This is a genomic window from Streptomyces griseoviridis, from assembly GCF_005222485.1.
Lineage (GTDB): Bacteria > Actinomycetota > Actinomycetes > Streptomycetales > Streptomycetaceae > Streptomyces > Streptomyces hintoniae.
On the sequence record NZ_CP029078.1, the window covers coordinates 6,794,036 to 6,816,700 of the forward strand.

14 protein-coding genes are annotated in these 22,665 nt (G+C 70.6%); 10 read left to right on the forward strand and 4 right to left on the reverse strand.

Annotated features, from left to right (window positions below):
* Window positions 1-1,221 (forward strand): tyrosine-type recombinase/integrase, encoded by a 1,221-nt coding sequence (locus DDJ31_RS29515; RefSeq protein ID WP_127177356.1) that lies wholly within the window; start codon window positions 1-3, stop codon window positions 1,219-1,221.
* A 143-nt stretch (window positions 1,222-1,364) separates the two neighbouring features.
* On the opposite strand, the gene DDJ31_RS29520 is transcribed toward DDJ31_RS29515, so the two are convergent.
* Entirely contained in the window at window positions 1,365-2,894 is a 1,530-nt protein-coding gene (locus DDJ31_RS29520) for a helix-turn-helix domain-containing protein (RefSeq protein ID WP_127177355.1), read from the reverse strand.
* A gap of 249 nt (window positions 2,895-3,143) precedes the next feature.
* On the reverse strand, window positions 3,144-3,341 hold the full coding sequence (locus tag DDJ31_RS29525) for a DUF4236 domain-containing protein (protein WP_127177354.1): 198 nt from the start codon (window positions 3,339-3,341) through the stop codon (window positions 3,144-3,146).
* A gap of 362 nt (window positions 3,342-3,703) precedes the next feature.
* Between DDJ31_RS29525 and acnA the strand changes: the two genes are divergently transcribed.
* The 3 genes from acnA to DDJ31_RS29540 all read left to right on the forward strand — a co-directional run bounded on the left by acnA (window position 3,704) and on the right by DDJ31_RS29540 (window position 11,687).
* Window positions 3,704-6,418: an aconitate hydratase AcnA gene (gene acnA, locus DDJ31_RS29530; protein WP_127177353.1), complete on the forward strand. Its 2,715-nt coding sequence runs from the start codon at window positions 3,704-3,706 to the stop codon at window positions 6,416-6,418.
* 611 nt (window positions 6,419-7,029) lie between these two features.
* On the forward strand, window positions 7,030-8,088 hold the full coding sequence (locus DDJ31_RS29535; RefSeq protein WP_127177352.1) for a lytic polysaccharide monooxygenase auxiliary activity family 9 protein: 1,059 nt from the start codon (window positions 7,030-7,032) through the stop codon (window positions 8,086-8,088).
* 332 nt (window positions 8,089-8,420) lie between these two features.
* Window positions 8,421-11,687, forward strand: a complete 3,267-nt coding sequence (locus DDJ31_RS29540; protein WP_127177351.1) for a GH92 family glycosyl hydrolase — start codon at window positions 8,421-8,423, stop codon at window positions 11,685-11,687.
* On the opposite strand, the gene DDJ31_RS29545 is transcribed toward DDJ31_RS29540, so the two are convergent.
* Window positions 11,680-12,672, reverse strand: coding sequence for an acetylxylan esterase (locus DDJ31_RS29545; protein ID WP_127177350.1), 993 nt, complete (start codon window positions 12,670-12,672; stop codon window positions 11,680-11,682). The two genes, DDJ31_RS29540 and DDJ31_RS29545, sit on opposite strands and share 8 nt — an antisense overlap.
* A 228-nt stretch (window positions 12,673-12,900) precedes the next feature.
* Here DDJ31_RS29545 and DDJ31_RS29550 point away from each other — a divergent pair, with 228 nt between their 5' ends.
* The 6 genes from DDJ31_RS29550 (at window position 12,901) to DDJ31_RS29575 (ending at window position 20,677) form a co-directional block, all read left to right on the forward strand.
* Window positions 12,901-13,887, forward strand: coding sequence for an ABC transporter permease (locus tag DDJ31_RS29550; protein WP_127177349.1), 987 nt, complete (start codon window positions 12,901-12,903; stop codon window positions 13,885-13,887).
* Window positions 13,881-14,753: a carbohydrate ABC transporter permease gene (locus DDJ31_RS29555; protein WP_127177348.1), complete on the forward strand. Its 873-nt coding sequence runs from the start codon at window positions 13,881-13,883 to the stop codon at window positions 14,751-14,753. The genes DDJ31_RS29550 and DDJ31_RS29555 overlap by 7 nt, the downstream gene beginning before the upstream one ends.
* Before the next feature lie 89 nt (window positions 14,754-14,842).
* Entirely contained in the window at window positions 14,843-16,465 is a 1,623-nt protein-coding gene (locus DDJ31_RS29560; protein WP_127182549.1) for an ABC transporter substrate-binding protein, read from the forward strand.
* Entirely contained in the window at window positions 16,462-17,961 is a 1,500-nt protein-coding gene (locus DDJ31_RS29565; protein ID WP_240678028.1) for a GH39 family glycosyl hydrolase, read from the forward strand. Before DDJ31_RS29560 ends, DDJ31_RS29565 begins: the two co-directional genes overlap by 4 nt.
* Complete coding sequence (locus DDJ31_RS29570; protein WP_240678027.1) at window positions 17,958-18,668, forward strand: hypothetical protein; 711 nt, start codon at window positions 17,958-17,960, stop codon at window positions 18,666-18,668. The genes DDJ31_RS29565 and DDJ31_RS29570 overlap by 4 nt, the downstream gene beginning before the upstream one ends.
* Window positions 18,665-20,677 carry a beta-galactosidase gene (locus DDJ31_RS29575; protein ID WP_127177346.1) on the forward strand — a complete coding sequence of 671 codons (2,013 nt, stop codon included), beginning with the start codon at window positions 18,665-18,667 and terminating at the stop codon, window positions 20,675-20,677. The genes DDJ31_RS29570 and DDJ31_RS29575 overlap by 4 nt, the downstream gene beginning before the upstream one ends.
* Here DDJ31_RS29575 and DDJ31_RS29580 read toward each other — a convergent pair.
* The gene (locus DDJ31_RS29580; protein ID WP_127177345.1) at window positions 20,671-22,650 is read right to left on the reverse strand and encodes an alpha-glucuronidase; all 1,980 of its coding nucleotides are present in this window, start codon (window positions 22,648-22,650) and stop codon (window positions 20,671-20,673) included. The genes DDJ31_RS29575 and DDJ31_RS29580 overlap by 7 nt on opposite strands.
* Window positions 22,651-22,665 lie beyond the last annotated feature (15 nt).

The following is a 22,665-nucleotide window of genomic DNA, read 5'->3' on the forward strand; positions in this document are numbered from 1 at the left end:
CTGAAGAAGCGCCCGAACCCGAAAACCGGCAAGCGCGACCGCACCGCCCTGTACGGCAAGTGCACCCGCTACCGCGTCAAGGGCATCCCCGGTGTGAAGGACCGGTCCTTCGACGCCCTCCAGGACGCCAAGACCTGGCTCGCCCAGGCTCAGACCGACGCCCGCCGAGGCGAGTTCGTCGATCCCCGCGATGGGGCCATCTCCCTCAAGGACTACATCGCGACCCACTGGTGGCCCACCCAGAGCGGTGACCCGTCCACGATCGAGCGGATCGAGCAGAGGGTACGCCGGCACATCGTTCCCCACCTGGGTGCTCAGCCGCTGAACGCCATCGGCACGGAAGTCCTGCGCCACTGGAAGAAGCGGTTGGAGAAGGACCTCGGTCCGACCTCGATCCGTCTGGTCTGGGCGACGCTCTCCAGCGTCCTCCAGGCCGCCGTCGAGGACCGTCGCCTCGGACGCAACCCGTGCCGCTCCAGCACGGTCGGCCCGCCGGCCGCCACCCCCGGCAGGGTCGAGGCGTGGCCGCCCGAACGGGTCCTGGCGGTACGGGCGGCCATGCCGGACCGCTACCGACTCCTCCTCGTGATCGGAGCAGGTCTTGGGCTCCGCCAAGGGGAGGCGCTCGGGCTCTCAGCGGATGACATCGACTTCGAGAAGGAAGTCGTCCACGTCCGGCGGCAGGTCAAGATGGTGCGGACGAAGCTGTGTTTCGCGCTTCCCAAGGGACGCAAGGTCAGGGACGTGCCGTTGCCGCCCAGCGTGGCTCGGGCCATCCGGCAGCACATGGAGCGGTTCGCGCCGGTGCCGGTCACGCTGCCCTGGGACGACCCGACTCCTGCCGAGACGCCGGTGGAAGCCAAACACCGGCGGCCGAGGACCTACAGCCTCCTGGTGACGGGACGCGAGCGGAAGGCCATCAACCGGAACTACTTCAACTCCTACGTGTGGAAGCCCGCTCTGGCTGCGGCAGGCGTGATCGCTCCGCTGGAGGAGGGCAGCACCGACGGCGCTCGCGTGTGGGAGCCGTCCCGGGAGCACGGCTTCCACGCTCTGCGCCACTTCTTCGCCTCCGAGGAACTGGAGGCTGGCGAATCGGTTGTCTCCCTGGCACGCTGGCTGGGGCACTCCGATCCCGGGTTCACGCTGCGGAAGTACTCCCACTTCCTGCCCCGCGCCGGCGCACGGGGCACCGCCGCCATCGACGCGATCTTCGCGTAGCCGCGGCCGGTCGGCAGAGTCCGTGGAGCGTGGCCCGTGGCCCGCCGGGGGCCCAAAGTCCCAGAGAAGTCCCAGAGATGCCGCCGCACCCCTCCCTGACCCGTTGCATCGCAGGTCAGACGGGGTGCGGCGGCATCCTCACATCAAATGTCCCGGAAGATCTCGATCTGCGCCCCCACCGAGTTCAGCCGCTCCGCGAGGTCCTCGTAACCCCGGTTGATGACATAGACGTTGCGCAGGACCGACGTGCCCTCCGCTGCCATCATCGCCAGGAGGACCACCACCGCGGGGCGCAGGGCCGGTGGGCACATCATCTCCGCCGCTCGCCAGCGGGTCGGGCCCTCCACCAACACGCGGTGCGGGTCCAGGAGTTGGAGGCGGCCGCCCAGGCGGTTCAGGTCGGTCAGGTAGATCGCCCGGTTGTCGTAGACCCAGTCGTGGATGAGCGTCTTGCCCTCCGCGACCGCCGCGATCGCCGCGAAGAACGGGACGTTGTCGATGTTCAGGCCCGGGAACGGCATCGGGTGGATCTTGTCGATCGGCGCCTCCAGCTTGGAGGGCCGGACCGTGAGGTCCACCAGCCGGGTGCGGCCGTTGTCGGCGACGTACTCGGGCGTGCGGTCGTGGTCGAGGCCCATCTCCTCCAGGACCGCCAGCTCGATCTCCAGGAACTCGATCGGCACCCGGCGCACCGTCAGCTCCGACTCCGTCACGACCGCGGCGGCCAGCAGGCTCATCGCCTCCACCGGGTCCTCGGAGGGGGAGTAGTCCACATCGGTGTCGATGTTCGCGACACCGTGCACGGTCAGGGTCGTCGTGCCGATGCCCTCGACCCGCACCCCCAGCGCCTCCAGGAAGAAACACAGGTCCTGGACCATGTAGTTGGACGACGCGTTCCGGATGACCGTGACGCCGGCGTGCCGGGCGGCGGCCAGCAGCGCGTTCTCGGTGACGGTGTCGCCGCGCTCGGTCAGGACGATCGGCCGGTCGGGGCGGACCGCGTGGTTGACCGTCGCGTGGTACTGGCCCTCGGTGGCGGCGACGTCGAGACCGAACCGGCGCAGCGCGATCATGTGCGGCTCGATGGTGCGGGTGCCGAGGTCGCAACCGCCCGCGTACGGCAGCTTGAAGCGGTCCATGCGGTGCAGCAGCGGGCCGAGGAACATGATGATCGACCGCGTCCGCACGGCCGCCTCGGCGTCGATGGCGTTCATGTCGATCTCGGCGGGCGGCACCAGCTCCAGGTCCACACCGTCGTTGATCCAACGGGTGCGCACACCGATCGAGTTGAGCACCTCGAGCAGGCGGTACACCTCCTCGATCCGGGCGACCCGACGTAGTACCGTGCGGCCCTTGTTGAGAAGCGACGCGCAGAGCAGGGCCACGCACGCGTTCTTGCTCGTCTTGACGTCGATGGCACCGGACAGCCGACGGCGGCCGACCACCCGCAGATGCATCGGGCCCGCGTATCCCAGCGACACGATCTCGCTGTCCAGGGCTTCACCGATTCGGGCGATCATCTCAAGGCTGATGTTCTGGTTGCCGCGCTCGATGCGGTTGACGGCACTCTGGCTGGTGCCGAGCGCCTCCGCGAGCTGCGTCTGTGTCCAGCCACGGTGTTGCCGGGCGTCACGGATGAGCTTGCCGATGCGTACGAGGTAGTCGTCTGCCATGAGGTTGAGGTTATCTCAGATATGAGATGGCGCTCGCTGAGGGGGCCATTCGGGTGATGCGTTGTCAGGCGGACGGCGGACGGCGGACGGCGGACGGCGGACGGCGGACAGCGCACCGCGGGCGGCGGGCGGCGGACGATTGGTGTGGTGGGTGGTGGGGGCGGCAACGGGCCTGCGGGTGCGGCGGTGGGCCGGGGCTCGGCTCGTGGTGGGGTGACTCGTCGTTCTTCGCCCCGGCCCGCGCCCGCCTCACTTCCTGCGGGACTTCGTGGTGCGCCGCCAGCCGAACGGGCCCGGCAGGTCCATGGACGTCGTCCGGCGGCCCGTGCTGCTGTGCGTGTAGTGCGGGCCCTTCTTGCCGCCCGAGGTGATGGACCACGAGCGCTTGTTGATGTTCAACCGCACGCCGGGCAGGATCCGGAAACTCTTGCGGAAGGTCAGAGGCACGGTGACTCCCTTTGAGTGGCCTGTTGTTCCTCGCCCACTCCGGATACCCCGACTTCGGCCTTCGATGGGTGGCGAGGCGGTTGCTCGGGCGGCTCGGGTGGCTCGGGCGGCTCGGACGGATCGCGAAGGGGCGGGGTCTTCTCCCGCGTGCCGGGAGAAGCGGCGCACGCCACAGTCGGGGCGGGCATGACCATCCCGGCCCCATGTACTAGAGTTATCTCGACATCGAGATATCTGCCGAGGGGTACCGCAGCCGCCCACCCGGTAAGGCTTACCTAACTTAGCCTTACCTTAGCGGATCGGCCAAGACGCCGGGGCGGCAGGATCGTGGTGGTACGCGCACATCAATGAAGGAGACTGTCGTGTCGGCGAACAGCTTCGACGCCCGCAGCACGCTGCAGGTGGGCGACGAGTCGTACGAGATCTTCCGGCTGGACAAGGTGGAAGGCTCGGCTCGCCTTCCGTACAGCCTGAAGGTGCTGCTGGAGAACCTGCTCCGCACGGAGGACGGCGCGAACATCACCGCCGACCACATCCGGGCCCTCGGCGGCTGGGACTCCCAGGCCCAGCCCAGCCAGGAGATCCAGTTCACGCCCGCCCGCGTGATCATGCAGGACTTCACCGGCGTGCCCTGCGTCGTCGACCTCGCCACCATGCGCGAGGCCGTCAAGGAGCTGGGTGGCGACGCGGCGAAGATCAACCCGCTGGCGCCGGCCGAGCTGGTCATCGACCACTCCGTCATCGCCGACAAGTTCGGCACCCACGAGGCGTTCGCGCAGAACGTCGAGCTGGAGTACGGCCGCAACCGCGAGCGCTACCAGTTCCTGCGCTGGGGCCAGACCGCCTTCGACGAGTTCAAGGTCGTCCCGCCCGGCACCGGCATCGTCCACCAGGTCAACATCGAGCACCTCGCGCGCACCGTCATGGTCCGCGGCGGGCAGGCCTACCCCGACACCCTCGTCGGCACCGACTCCCACACCACCATGGTCAACGGACTCGGCGTCCTCGGCTGGGGCGTCGGCGGCATCGAGGCCGAGGCCGCGATGCTCGGCCAGCCGGTCTCCATGCTCATCCCGCGCGTCGTCGGCTTCAAGCTCACCGGTGAGCTGAAGCCCGGCACCACCGCCACCGACCTCGTGCTCACCATCACCGAGATGCTGCGCAAGCACGGCGTCGTCGGCAAGTTCGTCGAGTTCTACGGCGAGGGCGTCGCGGCCACGAGCCTCGCCAACCGCGCCACCATCGGCAACATGTCGCCGGAGTTCGGCTCCACCGCCGCGATCTTCCCGATCGACGACGAGACCCTCAAGTACCTGCGTCTGACCGGCCGTTCCGAGCAGCAGGTCGCGCTCGTCGAGTCGTACGCCAAGGAGCAGGGGCTCTGGCTCGACCCGAAGGCCGAGCCCGACTTCTCCGAGAAGCTGGAGCTCGACCTCTCGACGGTCGTCCCCTCCATCGCCGGCCCGAAGCGCCCGCAGGACCGCATCGTCCTCGCCAACGCCTCGCAGCAGTTTGCGCTCGACGTCCGCAACTACGTCGACTCCGCCGACGAGGCCGGCAAGGAGTCCTTCCCGGCCTCCGACGCCCCCGCGACCACCAACGGCGTCCCGTCCAGCCCGGTCACCGTGACCGCCCCCGACGGCTCGACCTACCAGCTCGACCACGGTGCGGTGACGGTCGCGGCCATCACCTCCTGCACCAACACGTCGAACCCGTACGTCATGGTCGCCGCCGCGCTCGTCGCGAAGAAGGCCGTGGAGAAGGGCCTGACCCGCAAGCCCTGGGTCAAGACCACCCTCGCCCCCGGCTCCAAGGTCGTCACCGACTACTTCGACAAGGCGGGTCTCACCCCGTACCTCGACAAGGTCGGCTTCAACCTCGTCGGCTACGGCTGCACCACCTGCATCGGCAACTCCGGCCCGCTGCCGGAGGAGGTCTCCAAGGCCGTCAACGACCATGACCTCGCGGTCACTTCGGTGCTCTCCGGCAACCGCAACTTCGAGGGCCGGATCAACCCCGACGTCAAGATGAACTACCTGGCGTCCCCGCCGCTGGTCGTCGCCTACGCCCTCGCCGGCTCCATGAAGATCGACATCACCAAGGACGCCCTCGGCACCGACCAGGACGGCAAGCCGGTCTTCCTCGCCGACGTCTGGCCGACCGAGGCCGAGGTCAACGACGTCGTCGCCAACGCCATCGGCGAGGACATGTTCAACAAGTCCTACCAGGACGTCTTCGCGGGCGATGCCCAGTGGCAGTCGCTGCCCATCCCCACTGGCAACACCTTCGAGTGGGACCCGCAGTCCACCTACGTGCGCAAGCCCCCGTACTTCGAGGGCATGACGATGGAGATCACCCCGGTCTCCGACATCGCCGGCGCCCGTGTCCTCGCCAAGCTGGGCGACTCGGTCACCACCGACCACATCTCCCCGGCCGGTGCGATCAAGGCCGACACCCCGGCCGGCAAGTACCTCACCGAGCACGGTGTGGAGCGTCGTGACTTCAACTCCTACGGCTCCCGCCGAGGCAACCACGAGGTCATGATCCGCGGCACGTTCGCCAACATCCGGCTGCGCAACCAGATCGCGCCCGGCACGGAGGGCGGCTACACCCGCGACTTCACCGTCGACGGCGCCCCGGTCTCGTTCATCTACGACGCCTCCCGCAACTACATCGACCAGGGCATTCCGCTGGTCGTCCTCGCGGGCAAGGAGTACGGTTCCGGCTCGTCCCGCGACTGGGCCGCCAAGGGCACCGCGCTCCTCGGCGTCAAGGCCGTCATCGCCGAGTCGTACGAGCGGATCCACCGCTCCAACCTCATCGGCATGGGCGTTCTGCCGCTCCAGTTCCCGGAGGGGCAGTCCGCGGAGGCGCTCGGGCTCACCGGCGAGGAGACCTTCTCCTTCACCGGGGTCGAGGAGCTGAACAACGGCACCACGCCGCGGACCGTCAAGGTCACCACCGACACCGGCGTCGAGTTCGACGCCGTCGTCCGCATCGACACGCCTGGTGAGGCCGACTACTACCGCAACGGCGGCATCATGCAGTACGTGCTGCGCAGCCTGATCCGCAAGTAGGCGTCCCCCCCCGCGTCCACGCCGTCCGGCAATCGGGCGGTGGTGGGCGGGTGTTGAGGGCCGTATCCCCGTTCTTGGGGGTGCGGCCCTTTGCTTGTCCTGTCTCGTTCGGCTGGTGTGCTGCCTCTCTTTCTGCCGGCTGACTTGTGTGGTGGGTGCGGTCCGGTGCGGTGCGTTGCGTGGTGGGTGCGGTGCGGTGCGGTGCGGTGCGGTGCGGTGCGGTGCGTTGTGGTGCGGTGCGTTGTGGGGTCGGGGTCGTGGGGGTGCGGCTGATCCGCCGCTTGATGGGCCCTTGGGACTGTTTCCTTGGTCGAACTGGGGTGGTGACCGGGTACGCGGCGGATCGTGCCGCACCCCCACGACCCGCTCCCGGGCCGTTTTCATCCCAACGGCACGTGGGGGTGGCGCTCTGCGACCGGCCGGGGTCGGAACTCCGCTGTGGAAGTGGCGGGTTGGGGCGTTTACAAGTGCGCGTTGCGCCGCTAGCTTCGCCAGCAGGTGGGGTGGGAGCGCTCCCATGTCGGTGGACCGGAACCCGTCGGTGTCGTCAGTGCCCCGCCCCGCTCACCCGTACGCACCCCACACCGCCGTACGTGAGGAAGTTATGTGACATGAGCATGAAAGCGTTCCCCACACGCGCCAGAGCTCTGCTGCTCGTGCTGGTCTCGTTGCTCGCCACGGTTCCCGCCATGGGGCTCGTGCTGTCCACGAGTGGGCGGGCCGAGGCTCACGGCACTCCCATGAAGCCCGCCAGCCGTACCTTCCTGTGCTGGCAGGACGGGCTCACCGACACCGGTGAGATCAAGCCCGTCAACCCCGCCTGTCGGGCCGCCCAACAGGTCAGCGGGACAACGCCGTTCTACAACTGGTTCTCCGTGCTGCGTTCCGACGGCGCGGGCCGCACCAAGGGCTTCGTGCCCGACGGTGAGCTGTGCAGCGGCGGGAACACCAACTTCACCGGGTTCAACCTGCCGCGCAACGACTGGCCGTTGACCCACCTCACCTCGGGCGCGAGTGTCGACTTCTCCTACAACGCCTGGGCCGCGCACCCGGGTTGGTTCTACGTGTACGTCACGAAGGACGGCTTCGACCCGACGAAGGCGCTCACCTGGAACGACATGGAGAGCACCCCGTTCCTGAGCGTCGACCACCCGCCGCTCAACGGCACCCCGGGCACGGTCGAGGCCAACTACTCCTGGAACGGCAAGCTTCCGGCCGGCAAGTCAGGGCGGCACATCATCTACATGGTGTGGCAGCGCTCGGACAGCGCGGAGACCTTCTACTCCTGCTCCGACGTCGTCTTCGACGGCGGCAACGGCGAGGTGACCGGCATCCACGACCCGGGCAACCCCAGCGAGCCCGTGCCCGGCAAGTGTGTCGCCAGCCGCCGGACCACCGGGAGTTGGAGCGGTGGCTACCAGTCCGAGGTCACCGTCACCAACAGCGGTGACGTGCCGATGCTGGGGTGGATGGTCAACTGGAACCTCCCCACCGGGCAGTCCGTGAACAGCCTCTGGAACGGCAACGCCACCTACTCGGGGCAGGGCGTGATGGTCCACAACGCCGACTGGAACGGGTCGTTGGCTCCAGGGGCCACCGCTACCTTCGGGTATGTCGTCTCGGGCGGCAGCGCTGATACCGCCACCGATCTGCCCTGTCAGGTCGGTTGACCTAGGTGTGAGCGGACCCGGTGGTCGTGGGCCACCGGGTCCGCGACCGGTCGGCCCAAGGGGGGTGAGGGTCGGCCGGGGTGCGGGGGTGCGGGGGGGCTTGGTTGGCTTGTGTGCTGGGTGCGACAACGTTGTCTGGGGTTTTGTGATGAGCCTATCGCGGTAACGGACAACGATGTCAAGAGAGTTGGGGACTTGCGCCGTCCGGGTGGCCGGGGGCGGGGGACGGGTCGGGTACGCGGTCTTCCGTGGTATGCGTGGCGCACGCTACTGTCCCTGCGGCTTGTGCGACCTGTGGTGCGCGACCCGTCCGAAGGAGGAGGGGCCGCGTCATGCGTTTCCGTCCCATGTCCCTGCTGCTCGCCGCCGCCCTCGCGGTCGGCGGTGCCACCCCGGCCGTCGCGGCCGGTTCGGCACCCCCTGACCTCGTCGGCGACCCGACCTCGTACGTCGACCCGCTGATCGGCACCTCGAACGGCGGTGACGTCTTCCCGGGCGCCGTCGTGCCCTTCGGCATGCTCTCCTGGAGTCCGGAGAACACCCGGGGCGACGCCACCAGAACCACCGCGCCCGGCGGCTACCACTACGACGCCACCCGGATCCGCGGCTTCAGCCTCACCCACATGTCCGGCACCGGGTGCGCCGGCGGCAGCGGTGACATCCCGTTCTTCCCGTACGCCGGTGACGTCACCTCGTCGCCCGCCGCCGACACCAAGGACGCCGTCTACGCCTCCGACTTCAGCCACGACGACGAGACCGCCGAGCCGGGCCACTACAAGGTGGGCCTCGCCTCCGGGGTGACCGCCGACCTCACCGCCACCACCCGCACCGGCTCAGGCCGTTTCACCTTCCCCGCCGACAAGCCCGCCTCGATGCTCATCCGCACCGCCAACTCCGAGGTCGGCTCCTCCGATTCGACGGTCACCATCGACCCGGCGACCCGGACCGTGTCGGGCTCCGTCACCTCCGGGAACTTCTGCGGATACCTCGACCCGGAAGGCCAACGCAGCTACTACACCCTGTACTTCACGGCCCGGTTCGACCGTGACTTCGTCGCCAACGGGACGTGGACGGACGGCACGCTGAACGCCGGTGCCGTGACCGGCTCCGGAGGGACCGGAGGCTTCGCCAGCGGTGGGCGGCCCGTCGCCGGGAAGGGGGCCGGCGGGTACGTGCGGTTCGCCGACGGCACCGGTCCCGTGGGCGTCAAGGTCGGCATCTCGTACGTCAGCCGGTCCGCCGCCGCGGCCAACCTCGCCGCCGAGAACCCTTCCCGCCGGTCCTTCGACGCGGTGCGCGACTCCGCCCGGCGGGCCTGGCGCGAGCGGCTCGGTGCCGTGCGGGTCGGTGGCGGCCAGGGCGACGAGCGGACCGTCTTCTACACCGCCCTCTACCACGCGCTGCTGCACCCGAACGTCATCAGCGACGCCGACCGCCGCTACCGGGGCAGCGACGGCGACGTGCACCGGGTCGGGCGGCGCCAGCAGGCGCAGTACGGCACCTTCTCCGGGTGGGACGTCTACCGCTCGCAGGTGCAGCTCGTGACCCTGCTCGACCCGGACATCGGCTCCGACATCGCCCAGTCGCTCTACGAACTCGCCCAGCAGAACGGCGGGATCTGGGACCGCTGGCTGCACGGTGCCGGCGGCACGCACGTCATGAACGGTGACCCCTCGCCCACCGCCCTCGCCGGGATCCGCGCCTTCGGCGGGACCGGTTTCGATCTGCGCGGGGCCCTCGACTCGTTGCTGAAGGCCGCCACCGTACCGACCGAGAAGGACCTGTCGCCGGCCGGGAAGCCGGTGCTCTCGGTGGGGCAGCGGCCCTCCCTCGACAAGTACCTGAAGGCGCACTACATGCCGTCGGTCTCCAACGCCTGGGGTGGCGCGGCCGAGACGCTGGAGATGTCCACCGCCGACTTCTCGCTCTCCCAACTCGCCGCCGCCGCAGGGCGGAAGGAGACCGCCGCCGCCTTCGCCGAGCGGGCCCAGTGGTGGCAGAACAACTTCAACATCGCCGCCGATCCCAGCGGCGGCTACATCGCCAACCGCAAGGCGGACGGCAGTTGGGTCACCGGGTTCACGCCCGGCACCGGCAACGGGTTCGTGGAGGGCACCGCCGCCCAGTACACCTGGATGGTGCAGCACAACCCCGCCGGACTCTTCGCCGCCATGGGCGGCCGGGACGCGGCGCTCGGCAGGCTCGACTCCTTCTTCCACGAGGACGACGGCGGCTGGGCCTTCACCGGCAGCGGCGGTGACAAGTCCGAGCTGGACAACGAGCCCTCGACCAACGTGCCCTACCTGTACGACTACGCGGGCGCTCCCTACAAGGCGCAGGAGACCGTCCGGGCCGCGATGCGGCAGCTCTGGTCCACCGAGCCGGGCGGCATCCCCGGCAACGACGACCTCGGCGCCATGTCGTCCTGGTACGTCTTCTCCGCGCTCGGCATGTATCCGCAGGTGCCGTCCCGGGCCGAACTCGTGCTGGCCTCACCGCTGTTCCCGCGCGTCGAGATCTCGCGCCCCGACGGCAACGACATCTCCGTCCGGGCGGCCGGTGCGGCGGCCGACGCCCCCTACATCCGGTCGCTGAAGGTCAACGGCCGTTCCAGCGACCGTTCCTGGCTGCCCGCGTCGTTCGTGCGGGACGGGGGCAGGCTGGACTACACGCTCTCCTCGACCCCCGACCGGAGCTGGGGCGCCTCCCAGCCGCCGCCGTCGTTCCGGGAGGGCGAGCAGCCCTACCAGATCGGCGTCGGGCCGACCGCCGCGACCCTCGCGCCCGGCGGCAGCACCGACGTCGACGTCCGGGCGCTGTCGCTGAACGGCGGCGCGGGACCCGAGGTCCGGTTCACGGTCCGCACGCCGGACGGTGTGACCGCCGACCCGGCCGAGGGCATCGTCGTCGACGGCGCGCGGCGCATCAGGCTCACCGCGGCCGACGACGCCCGACAGGGCTTCTACGACGTCCAGGTGACGGTGACCTCGGGCGACGACTCCTACCGGCAGCCCGTCTCGCTGACCGTCGCCGCGCCCGGCACCCTGCTGGCCGCCTACGACAACACCGGGGTCTCCGACGACTCAGGCGAGCACGACGAGGCCGACTACGACGGCGGTGGCTGGAGCTACTCCCGCCAGGCCCTGGCCGCCGTCGGGCTCACCCCGGGCGGGGAGGGCGCGGTCGACGGGCTCACCTTCACCTGGCCCGACTCGCCCGCGGGGCGGCCCGACAACGTCTCCGCCGACGGGCAGACCATCCAACTCCCCGAGCCCGCGGCGCGGTTGTCCGCCATCGGCAGCGCCGTCAACGGCAATCAGCGGGCCTCGGCCACCGTCACCTACACCGACGGCAGCACCGAGGCCGTCGACCTGTCCTTCACCGACTGGACCGTCGGCGGCGGGGGCGGCACCGTCCAGTACGGCAACGTGACCGTCGCCAAGGCCGCCTACCGGAACGTCGCGGGCGCCGACAAGGACCCGGTGGCGACGTACGTCTTCGCCACCAAGCCGTTCTCCGCGCCCGAGGGCAAGAAGATCGCCGGCGTGCGGCTGCCCGCGAACACCGATCTGCACGTGTTCACGCTGGCCGTCAACTGACGTCCAACACCTGGTGCAGCCAAGCGAGTTGGCGGCGGACGTGGATCGCGTCCCCGCCCTCGTGGCCGTTGTACGGATAGGCGTGGATCTCCTTGCGGGCGGCGCCGCCGGTCAGCTCCCCGTACCGGTTGAAGGCGGCGTACGCCCCGCTCGGCGGGCACACGGTGTCCCGCAGGCCCACCCCGAAGTGGGCCGGGGCGCGGGCCCGGCGGGCGAAGGAGATCCCCTCCAGATAGGAGAGCGTGCGGTACGCGGCCGTCTCGGCGCCCCGGTGGACCGCCAGATAGGCCGCGATCTCGCCGTACGGGCCGGCGTCGGTGAGTTCGAGGGCGCGCCGGATGCCGCAGAGCAGCGGCGCGCTGACGACCGTCGCCGCCAGGTCGTGGACCAGGCCCGCCACCGCCAGGGCGATGCCGCCGCCCTGGCTGTTGCCGACCGCGGCCACCCGGGCGCCGTCGACACCCGGTAGCGCGCGCACGGCCGTCACCGCGCGGACCGCGTCCGTGATCAGCCGCCGGTAGTGGTGGTCCCGCGCGGCGAGCAGTCCGCGCACGGCCGGTCCTGGGCCGCCCGGCGCGCAGGCGTGCGGGTCGGGTGTCGCGCCGCCGCTGCCGTACTGGTCGCCCTGGCCGCGGTTGTCCATCAGCAGATGCGCGTATCCGGCGTTCACCCAGGTCAGCCGCTCGTGCGGCAGCCCGCGGCCGCGGCCGTACCCCGCGAACTCGACGACGGCGGGGAGCGGGCCACGGGTGTGGGCCGGGCGGCTGAACCAGGCGCGGACCGGGTCGCCCGCGAAGCCGCGGAACGTCACGTCCCAGGACTCGGTGAGGCGCAGCCCCGAGCCCACCGGGCGGACCGAGACCAGCGGGTCCGGTCCGGCGGCCTCGGCGAGGGTGTCGTGCCAGAACGGGTCGAAGTCGTCGGGCTCCTCGACGGCCGGACGGTGGCGCTCCAGTTCGGGCAGCGGCAGGTCGAACGCGGGCACGCGGACACCTCGCAGGAGTCGGTCACGATGCGGAAACTTGCGGAGTTCGCTGGCTTCGGTCTCCGGGTCGTACCCCTTTCGTCGGCGCTTCCAACTCGCCTCTCATGGATCGACCGAGCGCTGCCAGAGTCATTGACAGCGCTTTCTGGGTGCCTCTAAGTTGCCGCGAGGTTACCGGTAAGCGCTCGAAAGTTTCGGTTCCGCGTCTCCCGTCCGAGAGGACCGAGCATGAGCACGCCCACCCGATCGGCCTCTCCACCCGGCACCGAGGACCTGCCCGCGACCGCCGGTCCGCCACCCCGCCCGACCGCGCGCGCAGGGCGACGACGGACGCTGCGCCGGGAGTGGCAGCTGTACTCGCTCGCCGTGCTGCCGCTGCTGTTCTTCCTGGTCTTCCGCTATCTGCCGATGATCGGCAACGTCATCGCCTTCCGCCGGTTCGAACCGGGCGGCTCCCTCTTCGGCGAGAGCTGGGTCGGCCTGCGCTATGTGCGCATGTTCCTCACCGACCCCACCTTCTGGCAGGTCTTCCGCAACACGCTCTGGCTCGGCGGGCTGACCTTGGTCTGCTGCTTCCCGGTGCCGATCGTGCTCGCCCTGCTGCTCAACGAGGTCCGCAGACGCTCGCTGAAACGGTTCGTGCAGTCGGTTTCCTATCTGCCGCACTTCCTGTCGATCGTCATCGTCGCCGGTGTCACCTTGCAGATGCTCGCCAGTGACGGACCGGTCAACCATCTGCTGGGCTGGTTCGGGCACGATCCGGTCAGATTCGCCCAGGAACCGGGCTGGTTCCGTACGATCTTCGTCGGCTCGGAGATCTGGCAGACCGCGGGCTGGGGCACCATCCTCTACCTCGCCGCCCTCACCACCGTCGACGAGGACCTCTACGAGGCCGCCCGCATCGACGGCGCGAACCGCTGGCGGCAGATCTGGCACGTCACCCTGCCCGGCATCCGCCCCACCATGATCACCCTGCTCATCCTGAACATCGGCACCTTCATGGCGGTCGGCTTCGAGAAGATCCTGCTGCTCTACAACCCGCTGACCTACCCGACCGCCGACGTGATCTCGACGTATCTGTACCGGGCCGGAGTCGAGTCCAACAGCTTCAGCTACGCCGCCGCCATCGGCCTGTTCGAGGCGGTCATCGGACTGGTGCTGATCACCTCCGCCAACCAGCTGTCCCGGCGCACGGTCGGGACGAGCCTGTGGTGAGGCCGAGCCGCTCCCACCGGGCCTTCCAGGGCGCCAACGGTGTGATCCTCAGCCTCGTCGTGCTGGTCACCCTGTACCCGTTCGTCAACATCGTCGCCCGCTCCTTCAGCGGCGAACGGCAGATCAGGGCCGGTGAGGTCACCCTGTGGCCCAAGGGGTTCAACCTCACCACCTACCGGATCGTCCTCCACGACGGCACGTTCTGGCGCAGCTACGGCAACACCGTGTTCTACACCGTCGTCTCGACCCTCGTGGCGATGGTCCTGACCACCTGCTACGCCTACGTCCTGTCGAAACGCGACCTCAGGGGACGCCAACTGCTGGTGGGCGTGGCCGTGTTCACCATGTTCTTCACCGGCGGGCTCATCCCCAACTACGTCCTGATCACCAGCCTCGGCCTGAAGAACTCCGTGTGGGCGCTGGCCGTGCCCAACGCCATCAGCGTCTTCAACCTGCTGGTGATGAAGGCCTTCTTCGAGAGTCTGCCGGACGAGCTGGAGGAGGCAGCGCAGATCGACGGCCTCAGCACCTACGGCATCCTGCTGCGGATCGTGCTGCCGCTGTCGAAGGCGGTGGTCGCGACGATGGTGCTGTTCTACTCGGTGTCCTTCTGGAACTCCTGGTTCGGCGCCTTCCTCTACCTGGACCGGCCCGAACTGATGCCGGTCACCGTCTACTTGCGCAACCTCATCGCGGGCGCCACCGGCGGCTCGGGCACCGGAGCGGCCACCGAGCAGCTCACCCAGGTCGCCGCCAACATCCAGGCGGTCACCATCGTGCTCACCGCGCTGCCCATCCTCTGTGTCTACCCGCTCGTCCAGCGCTACTTCGTGTCGGGCGTGATGCTCGGCGCCGTCAAGGGCTGACCGGCCGCCCGGCCGACCTACGGGACAAGGGAGTTTCCGTGCAGAACGGAGTATCCGTACCGAACGCCGGACAGCTGTCACGGCGTCAGATGCTGGCCGCCGCGGGCTTCGCCGGCCTGGCGGCGCTCACCGGCTGCGGCGGCGGAGGCGACGGCGGCGGCACCAAGGACCTGTCGAAGAAGCGGCACGGCGCGATGAAGGAGTACCGCGCCGGCACCCGGTTCACGGCGACCGCGCCGCTCGCCTTCTCGATGCTGCACAACGACAACCCCGGCTATCCCCTCAAGAGCGGCTGGCTGTTCTGGAAGGAGCTGACCCGACTCACCGGCATCACGGTCAGACCCGTCGACGTCCCGCTGAGCGACTACGAGAAGAAGCGCAGCCTGCTCATCGGCGCGGGCGACGCGCCCTTCCTCATCCCCAAGACGTACCACCCCTCCGAGGCCGCCTTCGTCTCCTCCGGCGCGATCCTCCCGGTCAGCGAGTACACCCACCTGATGCCCAACTTCCGGGCCAAGGTGAAGAACTGGCGGCTGGAACCGGAGATCGACTCCATCCGCCAGTCCGACGGCAAGTACTACCTGCTGCCCGGACTGCACGAGCGGCCCAGGTCCGGCTACTCGCTGGCGCTGCGCACGGACGTCCTGGACCGGCACGGACTGGCCCTGCCCACCACCTGGGACGAGGTGCGCGGCGTCTTCGCGGCGCTCAAGGAGGAGTACCCCGACCGGTACCCGCTCTCCGACCGGTGGTCCACCAACACCCAGTTCCCGGCAGGGGCGTTGATGGGCTACCTCGGCCAGGCGTACGGGGTCAGGGCCGGCTGGTCCTACGACAACATCAGCTGGGACGACGCCCGGAAGGAGTTCGTCTTCACCGGCGCGACGGACGCCTTCCGCCAGGTCGTCGAGTACCTGCGCGGACTCGTAGCCGAGAAGCTCATGGACCCCGAGAGCTTCACCCAGTCCGACGACGACGCGGTGAAGAAGCTCCTGGGTGAGCGGAGCTTCGCCATCAGCGCCAACCCGCAGGAGCTGGTGCAGAACTACCGCTACAACCTCACCCGGCAGGTCAAGGGCGCCACCATCGACATGGTGCCGGTGCCGATCGGCCCGGCGGGCTCCGTGGTGCCGGGCGGGCTGCGCCTGGAGAACGGCGTCATGGTGTCGAGCAAGGCGCTGGCCGGCACCGACTTCGTCGCGATGATGCAGTTCGTGGACTGGCTCTGGTACTCCGACGAGGGCCAGCGCTTCGCCAAGTGGGGTGTCGAGGGCGTCACTTACACCTACAGCGACGGGAAGTACCGGATCGCGGACGGTATCTCCCTGATGGGCTCGGACCCGTCCGCGCCGAAGGACCTCCAGAAGGACTACGGCTTCTTCAACGGCGTCTTCACCTACGGCGGCAGCTGGTCCCTGGTCTCCTCGTCCTTCTCCCCGGACGAGAAGAAGTTCCAGGACGCCATGAGCCGCCGCCGGCAGCTGCCCATCGACCCGGCGCACCCGCTGGAGTCCTCCGAGCAGGAGCAGGCCTCCCTGTGGGACACCCCGCTCAGGGACCACGTCACCCAGAACAGCCTCCAGTTCATCCTCGGCAAACGCCCCCTGTCCCAATGGGGCGCCTATGTGGGCGAGTTGAAGACCAAGAACATGGGCCGGCTGGTCGACCTGCACAACGCGGCCCACGAGCGCTTCAAGAAGGAGAACGGGTGACGCCCGACGAGCCGGTCCCCGCCTTCTCCGACGCCTGGCGGTACTGCGTCGGCACCGGCCGCACCGAACTCGCCCTGCGCCGCGACTACCAGGACTCCCTCGCCCTCCTCCAGCGCGACATCGGCTTCCGGCACATCAGGGGCCACGGCCTCTTCAGCGACGGCATGGGCGTCCACCGTCCCTACACCTGGCAGGGCGAACGCCGGGTCAGGCACGCCTTCACCTACGTCGACCAGATTGTCGACGCCTACCTCGGCCTCGGCATCCGGCCCTTTCTCGAACTCGGTTTCATGCCGCCCGAGTTGGCGTCGGGCAGCCAGACGGTGTTCTGGTGGCGCGGGAACGTGACCCCGCCCGCCTCGCACCAGGAGTGGGCCGCGCTGGTCGGCGACACCGTCAGCCACCTCGTCGACCGGTACGGCCTCGACGAGGTGCGGACCTGGCCGATCGAGGTCTGGAACGAACCCAACCTCACCTTCTTCTGGCAGGACGCGGACGAGTCCGCCTACCACCGGCTCTACGAGGTGACCGCGCACGCCGTCAAGGACGTCGACGCGCACCTCCAGGTCGGGGGCCCGGCGGTCTCACCCGGCGCCGACGACTGGCTCGACCGGTTCGCGGAGTTCGCCGAACGCCGGGACGTGCCGGTCGACTTCGTCTCCAAGCACGCCTACACCTCCGGCCCGGCCCAGCACGTGCCGTTCGGCGTCCACCAGACGCTGGCCCCCGCGACCGACCTGCTCACCCAGTTCGCCACCCCGCGCGAGCGCCTCACGGGCACCCGGCTGGCCGGGCTCCCTGTCCACATCACGGAGTTCAACTCCTCCTACCGGCCCGACAACCCGATCCACGACACCGCCTTCCACGCCGCCTACCTCGCCCCGGTCCTCGCGGCGGGCGGCGACCACGTCGACTCGTTCTCCTACTGGACGTTCAGCGACGTGTTCGAGGAGGCCGGGGTGCCGACCTCCCTCTTCCACGGCGGGTTCGGACTGCTCACCCACCGGCAGGTCAAGAAGCCGACCTACCACCTGTACGCCTTCCTCGCCCGGATGGGACGGCACCTGCTCGCCCGCGGCGACGACCACCTCGTCACCCGGCACCCCGACGGCCGGGTGACCGTCCTCGCCTGGGCACCGGTCGACGCCACCGGCGCCACCCCAGGACCCGAACGCCACCGGGTCAGGCTGTCCGTGCCGTTCGCCGCCGCGGCGGCCGCCGTCCACCGCTCCACGGTGGACGAGGAGTACGGCAACGCCCGCGCGGCCTGGCAGCACATGGGCGGCCCGCACTCGCCCCGGCCCCGCGCGCTCGACCTGCTGCGGGAGGCCGCCGAGCCGGCCCGCCGCCACGGACGGCTGCCGGCCGACAACGGCCGCGTCGACCTCGACCTGACCCTCACCCGCCACGAGGTCACCCTCGTCGAACTGGACCCCGTACGGGACGAGACCCCGCAGTGGTGGGACGAGGGGCGGCTCCTGGGGAGGGAGGGGTGACGACGCCCGTGACGCCCGCGACTCCCGCCACTCCCGCCACTCCCGCCGTCCCCGGCACCGGCCCCCTCTCCCGTCTCGTCGCGCTCGTCCACACCCTCCTCGTCGTCGAAGCGCTGCTGCTGCTCGCCGCCTCGCCCGGGGCCGCCGCCCTGCTGCTCCTCGGCGCCGACGCCTCCAACCTGCCCCTCGTCGCCGTCTGCCTCCTCCCCGTCGGCCCCGCCCTCTCCGCCGCCCTGTACGCCCTCCACCGCCGCGGCCGGGACCTCGCCGACCTCCACCCGGCCCGCGCCTACTGGCGCGGCTACCGGCTCAACACCTGCGCCGTGCTGCGCCTTTGGGCACCCCTGTCTGCCTGGCTCGCGGTCATCGCGTTCACCCTGACCCACTTCGCGCTGACCGGACTGCCCGGCTGGTACGCGCTGCTGCTCGCGGGGATCGGCGGCGCCTCCCTGCTGTGGGGCGCGCACGCGCTCGTCCTGGCCTCGCTCTTCGCCTTCCGCACCCGCGACACCGCCCGCCTCGCCGCACACTTCCTCCGGCACGGCCGCGCCACCCTCGCCGCCGCCTCCCCGCTCGTCCTGGCCTTCGGGCTCGCGGTCCTGTTCGGCGAGGCCCTGCCCGCGCTGCTGGCCGCCCCGCTGCTGCTCTCCCTGCTGCACGGCGGCCGACCGGTGATCACCGAGACCGCGAAGGACTTCACCGCATGAACGACAAGATCCGTTACGGCGGCGACTACAACCCCGAGCAGTGGCCCAAGGAGGTCTGGGACGACGACCACCGCCTGTTCACCCGGGCCGGCGTCGACACCCTCACCGTCGGCGTCTTCTCCTGGTCCCTCACCCAACCCGCCCAGGACAGCTACGACTTCGCGGTCCTCGACGCGATCCTCGACCGGGCCGCCGCCGAGGGCCGCCGGGTCTGTCTCGCGACCGGGACCGCCGCCCTCCCGCCCTGGGCCGCCCGCGCCCACCCCGAGGTCAACCGCACCGACTTCGAGGGCCGCAGGCACCGCTACGGACAGCGCCACAACTTCTGCCCCAGCTCGCCCGCGTACCGCAGGCTCGCCACCGCACTGGCGGGCCGGGTCGCCGAACGGTACGCAGCCCATCCCGCGTTGCTCGCCTGGCACATCAACAACGAGTACGGCGGCGCCTGTTACTGCGACCTGTGCGCCGACGCCTTCCGGGCCTGGCTGCGCGACACCTACGGCGACCTCGACGCCCTCAACGACGCCTGGTGCACGACCTTCTGGTCCCACCGCTACACCGACTTCGCCGAGATCGAACCGCCCAGCGCCCTCACCGAGCACTGGCGCGGCCCCGACCACACCGCCTTCCAGGGCCTCACCCTCGACTACCTCCGCTTCACCACCGACGCGCTGCTCGGCTGCTTCCGCGCGGAGAAGGACGCGATCCGCCGCCACGACCAGGAGACGCCCGTCACCACCAACTTCATGGGCATGTACCGCCCGCTCGACTACCACCGCTGGGCGCCCCACCTCGACTTCGCGTCCTGGGACAGCTACCCGCCCCTCGACGCCCCGCCGACCTGGGCCGCCCTCGCCCACGACCTGATGCGCGGCCTCAAGGACGGCTCCCCTTTCTGGCTGATGGAACAGACCCCGTCGACGACGGCCTGCCGTGACGTCAATCCGCTGCGCCGACCGGGCGAACTGCGGCTCGCCACCTTCCAGGCCGTCGCCCACGGCGCCGACGCCGCCCTCTACTTCCAACTGCGCGCCTCACGCGGCGCCTGCGAGAAGTACCACGGCGCCGTCATCGGCCACGCGGGTCGCGACGACACCCGCGTCTTCAACGAAGTGGCCGCGATAGGGGAGGAGTTGCAGCGACTGGGGAGCGCCACCCTCGGCGCCCGCACCCCTGCCCGCACCGCGCTCGTCTTCGACTGGGACAGCTGGTGGGCCCTGGAGACCTCCGACGGCCCCTCCCGGTACGTCCGCTACCAGGACACCGTCCACGCCTACTACCGGGCCGCACGCGAGGCGGGCGCCGACGTGGACGTCGTCGCGCAGACCGCCGACCTCACCCCCTACGACGTCGTCCTCGCCCCGCTCCTGCACCTGGTCAAGGGCGACCTCGCCACCCGCCTCGAAGCCGTCGCCGCGCGCGGCGGCACCGTGCTGACCACGTTCCTCTCGGGCCGGGTCGACGCGTACGGCCGCGCCTTCCTCGCCGACGTCCCCGGGCCCCTCGGCGACCTGATGGGCGTCCGCGTCGACGAGTGGGACTCCCGGCCGCCCGACGTCGTCCAGCCGGTCCTGCTGGGGGAGTCGAGCACGTCGGCACGGCTCGTCTTCGAGATCGTGCTGCCGCGCGGCGCCGAGCCGGTCGCCACCTACGGCGCCGACTTCTACGCCGGCACCCCCGCCGTCACGAGGCACCCGTACGGCGAGCGCGGCGGCGAGGGCTGGTACGTCGCCACCGCCCTCGACCAGCCCGGAGTCGACGGCGTCGTGCGCCGCGTCCTCGCCCGCCACGGCCTGCTCGGCCGGTACGCCGGCACCCCCGCCGTCGAGACCGCCCACCGCACTGCCCCCGACGGCACCCGGCTGCTCTTCCTGCTCAACCACGGCCGTGAGACAGCCCGGTTGACCGCCCACCGCGGAGCGACCGACCTGCTCACCGGCGAACACGTCGAGGAAGGTGCCCCGTTCACCCTCGGCCCGTACGGCGTCGCCGTGCTGCGGCTTCAGTAGATCCGGCGGCCACGCTCGTCCGGCACCCCGGATTTGCGCAGGAAGTAGCTGTTGACCTGGTCGCACCACTCGCGGGCGCCGCGCAGCTGCTCCTCGTAGCGCTCGGCGACCCGCCGGTGGCGCGCACCGTCCACCAGCGGGGCGAGGGACGCCCAGACCTCGGCGGCCTCGGCGGCCTCGGCGACGCCCTCGAAGCGGGTGTCGTAGAGGTGCTGGATCACCGTCCTGCCGTCGCGCAGGACATGGCCGTACGGCACGTGGTGGAAGAACAGCAGGAGTTCGTCGGGGCAGGTGTCGAGCGACTCGTACACCCGCGCCCACGGCTCGGGGTACTGGGCCGCGTAGCCGGTGCCGGTGGCCGCGCTGCGGTCGACGCCGACGCCGTCCCGGTCGGCGAAGTGGTAGGTGCCCCAGGGGCTGTACTCGTAGCCGTCCACGTTCGGCCCGTAGTGGTGGCCCGGCTGCACCATGAAGCCCACCCCGAGCGGCGCCGTGTACTTCTCGTAGGTGCGCCAGGAGCCTGACAGGACCGCGCGCAGCCCGTCAGCGAGGCGCCGCGGGGCGGCAGGGAACGTCAACGCGAGCCACTCGTCAAGGAGTTCGGCGGGCTCGGCGTCGGGCTGCCAGCCGAGGCGGCCGACGGTGTACAGGTTCGCCTGGGCCAGCGGATGGCCGGTCCAGAACGGGTCGTCGCCGGTGTTCGCGACCGCGACCAGGGCCGAGGCCCGCTGCCCGACCACAGGCCCGGCCGGCCCCTCGTGCCCGAAGCGCAGCGCCTCGCTCCACATCGGGCCGAGCCAGCACACGTGCCGCTGCTGCCCGGTGTACTCCTGGGTGGCCTGCACCTCGACCGCGAGGCGGGTGCGCGGCAGCGCGCCGAGGACCGGGGAGACCGGCTCCCGCACCTGGAAGTCCATCGGCCCGTGCTTGACCTGGAGCAGCACGTTGTCCGCGAACTCCCCGTCCAGCGGCGCGAACTGGTCGTGCGCGGCCCGCGCCCGGTCCGTCGTGCGGTCCCGCCAGTCCTGCCGGTGGTCGTAGACGAAGGCCCGCCAGCACACCGTCCCGCCGTGCGGGGCGAGCGCGGCGGCGAGCGCGTTGGCGCCGTCCGCGTGGCTGCGGCCGTAGCCGAACGGGCCCGGCTGGCCCTCGGAGTCGGCCTTCACGACGAACCCGCCGAAGTCCGGTACCGCCGCGTACACGCGCTCGGCCGCCGCCGCCCACCAGGCCCGCACCGACGCGTCCAGCGGGTCGGCGGTGGGCAGGCCGCCCAGGACCATCGGCGCGGCGAAGGTGACCGAGAGATGGGTGCGGACGCCGTACGGTCTGAACGCGTCGGCGAGCGCGGCGACTTCGTCGATCCGGTCGGTCAGCAGCCGCGCCTCGACCGCGTGCACGTTGACGTTGTTGACGGACACCGCGTTGATCCCGCAGGCGGCGAGGAGCCTGGCGTACGCGCGTATCCGGGCCAGGTCGCCGCGGGCCCGCCCGTCGTCCCAGAACAGCGAGCCGCCCGCGTACCCGCGTTCCACCTGGCCCATGACGGGGTGCACGGCCACGTTGTCCCAGTGGTCCAGCATCCGCAGCGCCAACCCGGGCCGGTGGCACTGGAGTCCGTGGTCCTCGGCGAAGGCGGCGGGGCCGCGCCGTACGACGTGGAAGAGGCCGTACAGCAGTCCGGGGGCGCCGGTCGCGGTGACCGTCGTCAGGCCCGCCCGGCGCTCGCAGGTGAACGCCTCGCCGCCGTCGTCCCCGGTCAGTTCGAGGAGCAGGTCGTACGGCTCGGGGGACGCGTCACGTTCGACGCGTCCCCCGAACCGGGCGCAGGCCGCCGCCACTTCCCCGTGCACCGTCTCCACCAGCGGGCCCGATCCTCGGACCAGGACCCGCCGGGTGCCGAGCGGCCGGAACGCCTCGTCCGGCAGCCAGGCCGGGTCGACACCCTCGGGCACCGTGGGCACGGGCAGCGGCATGTGACCCCCAACTCA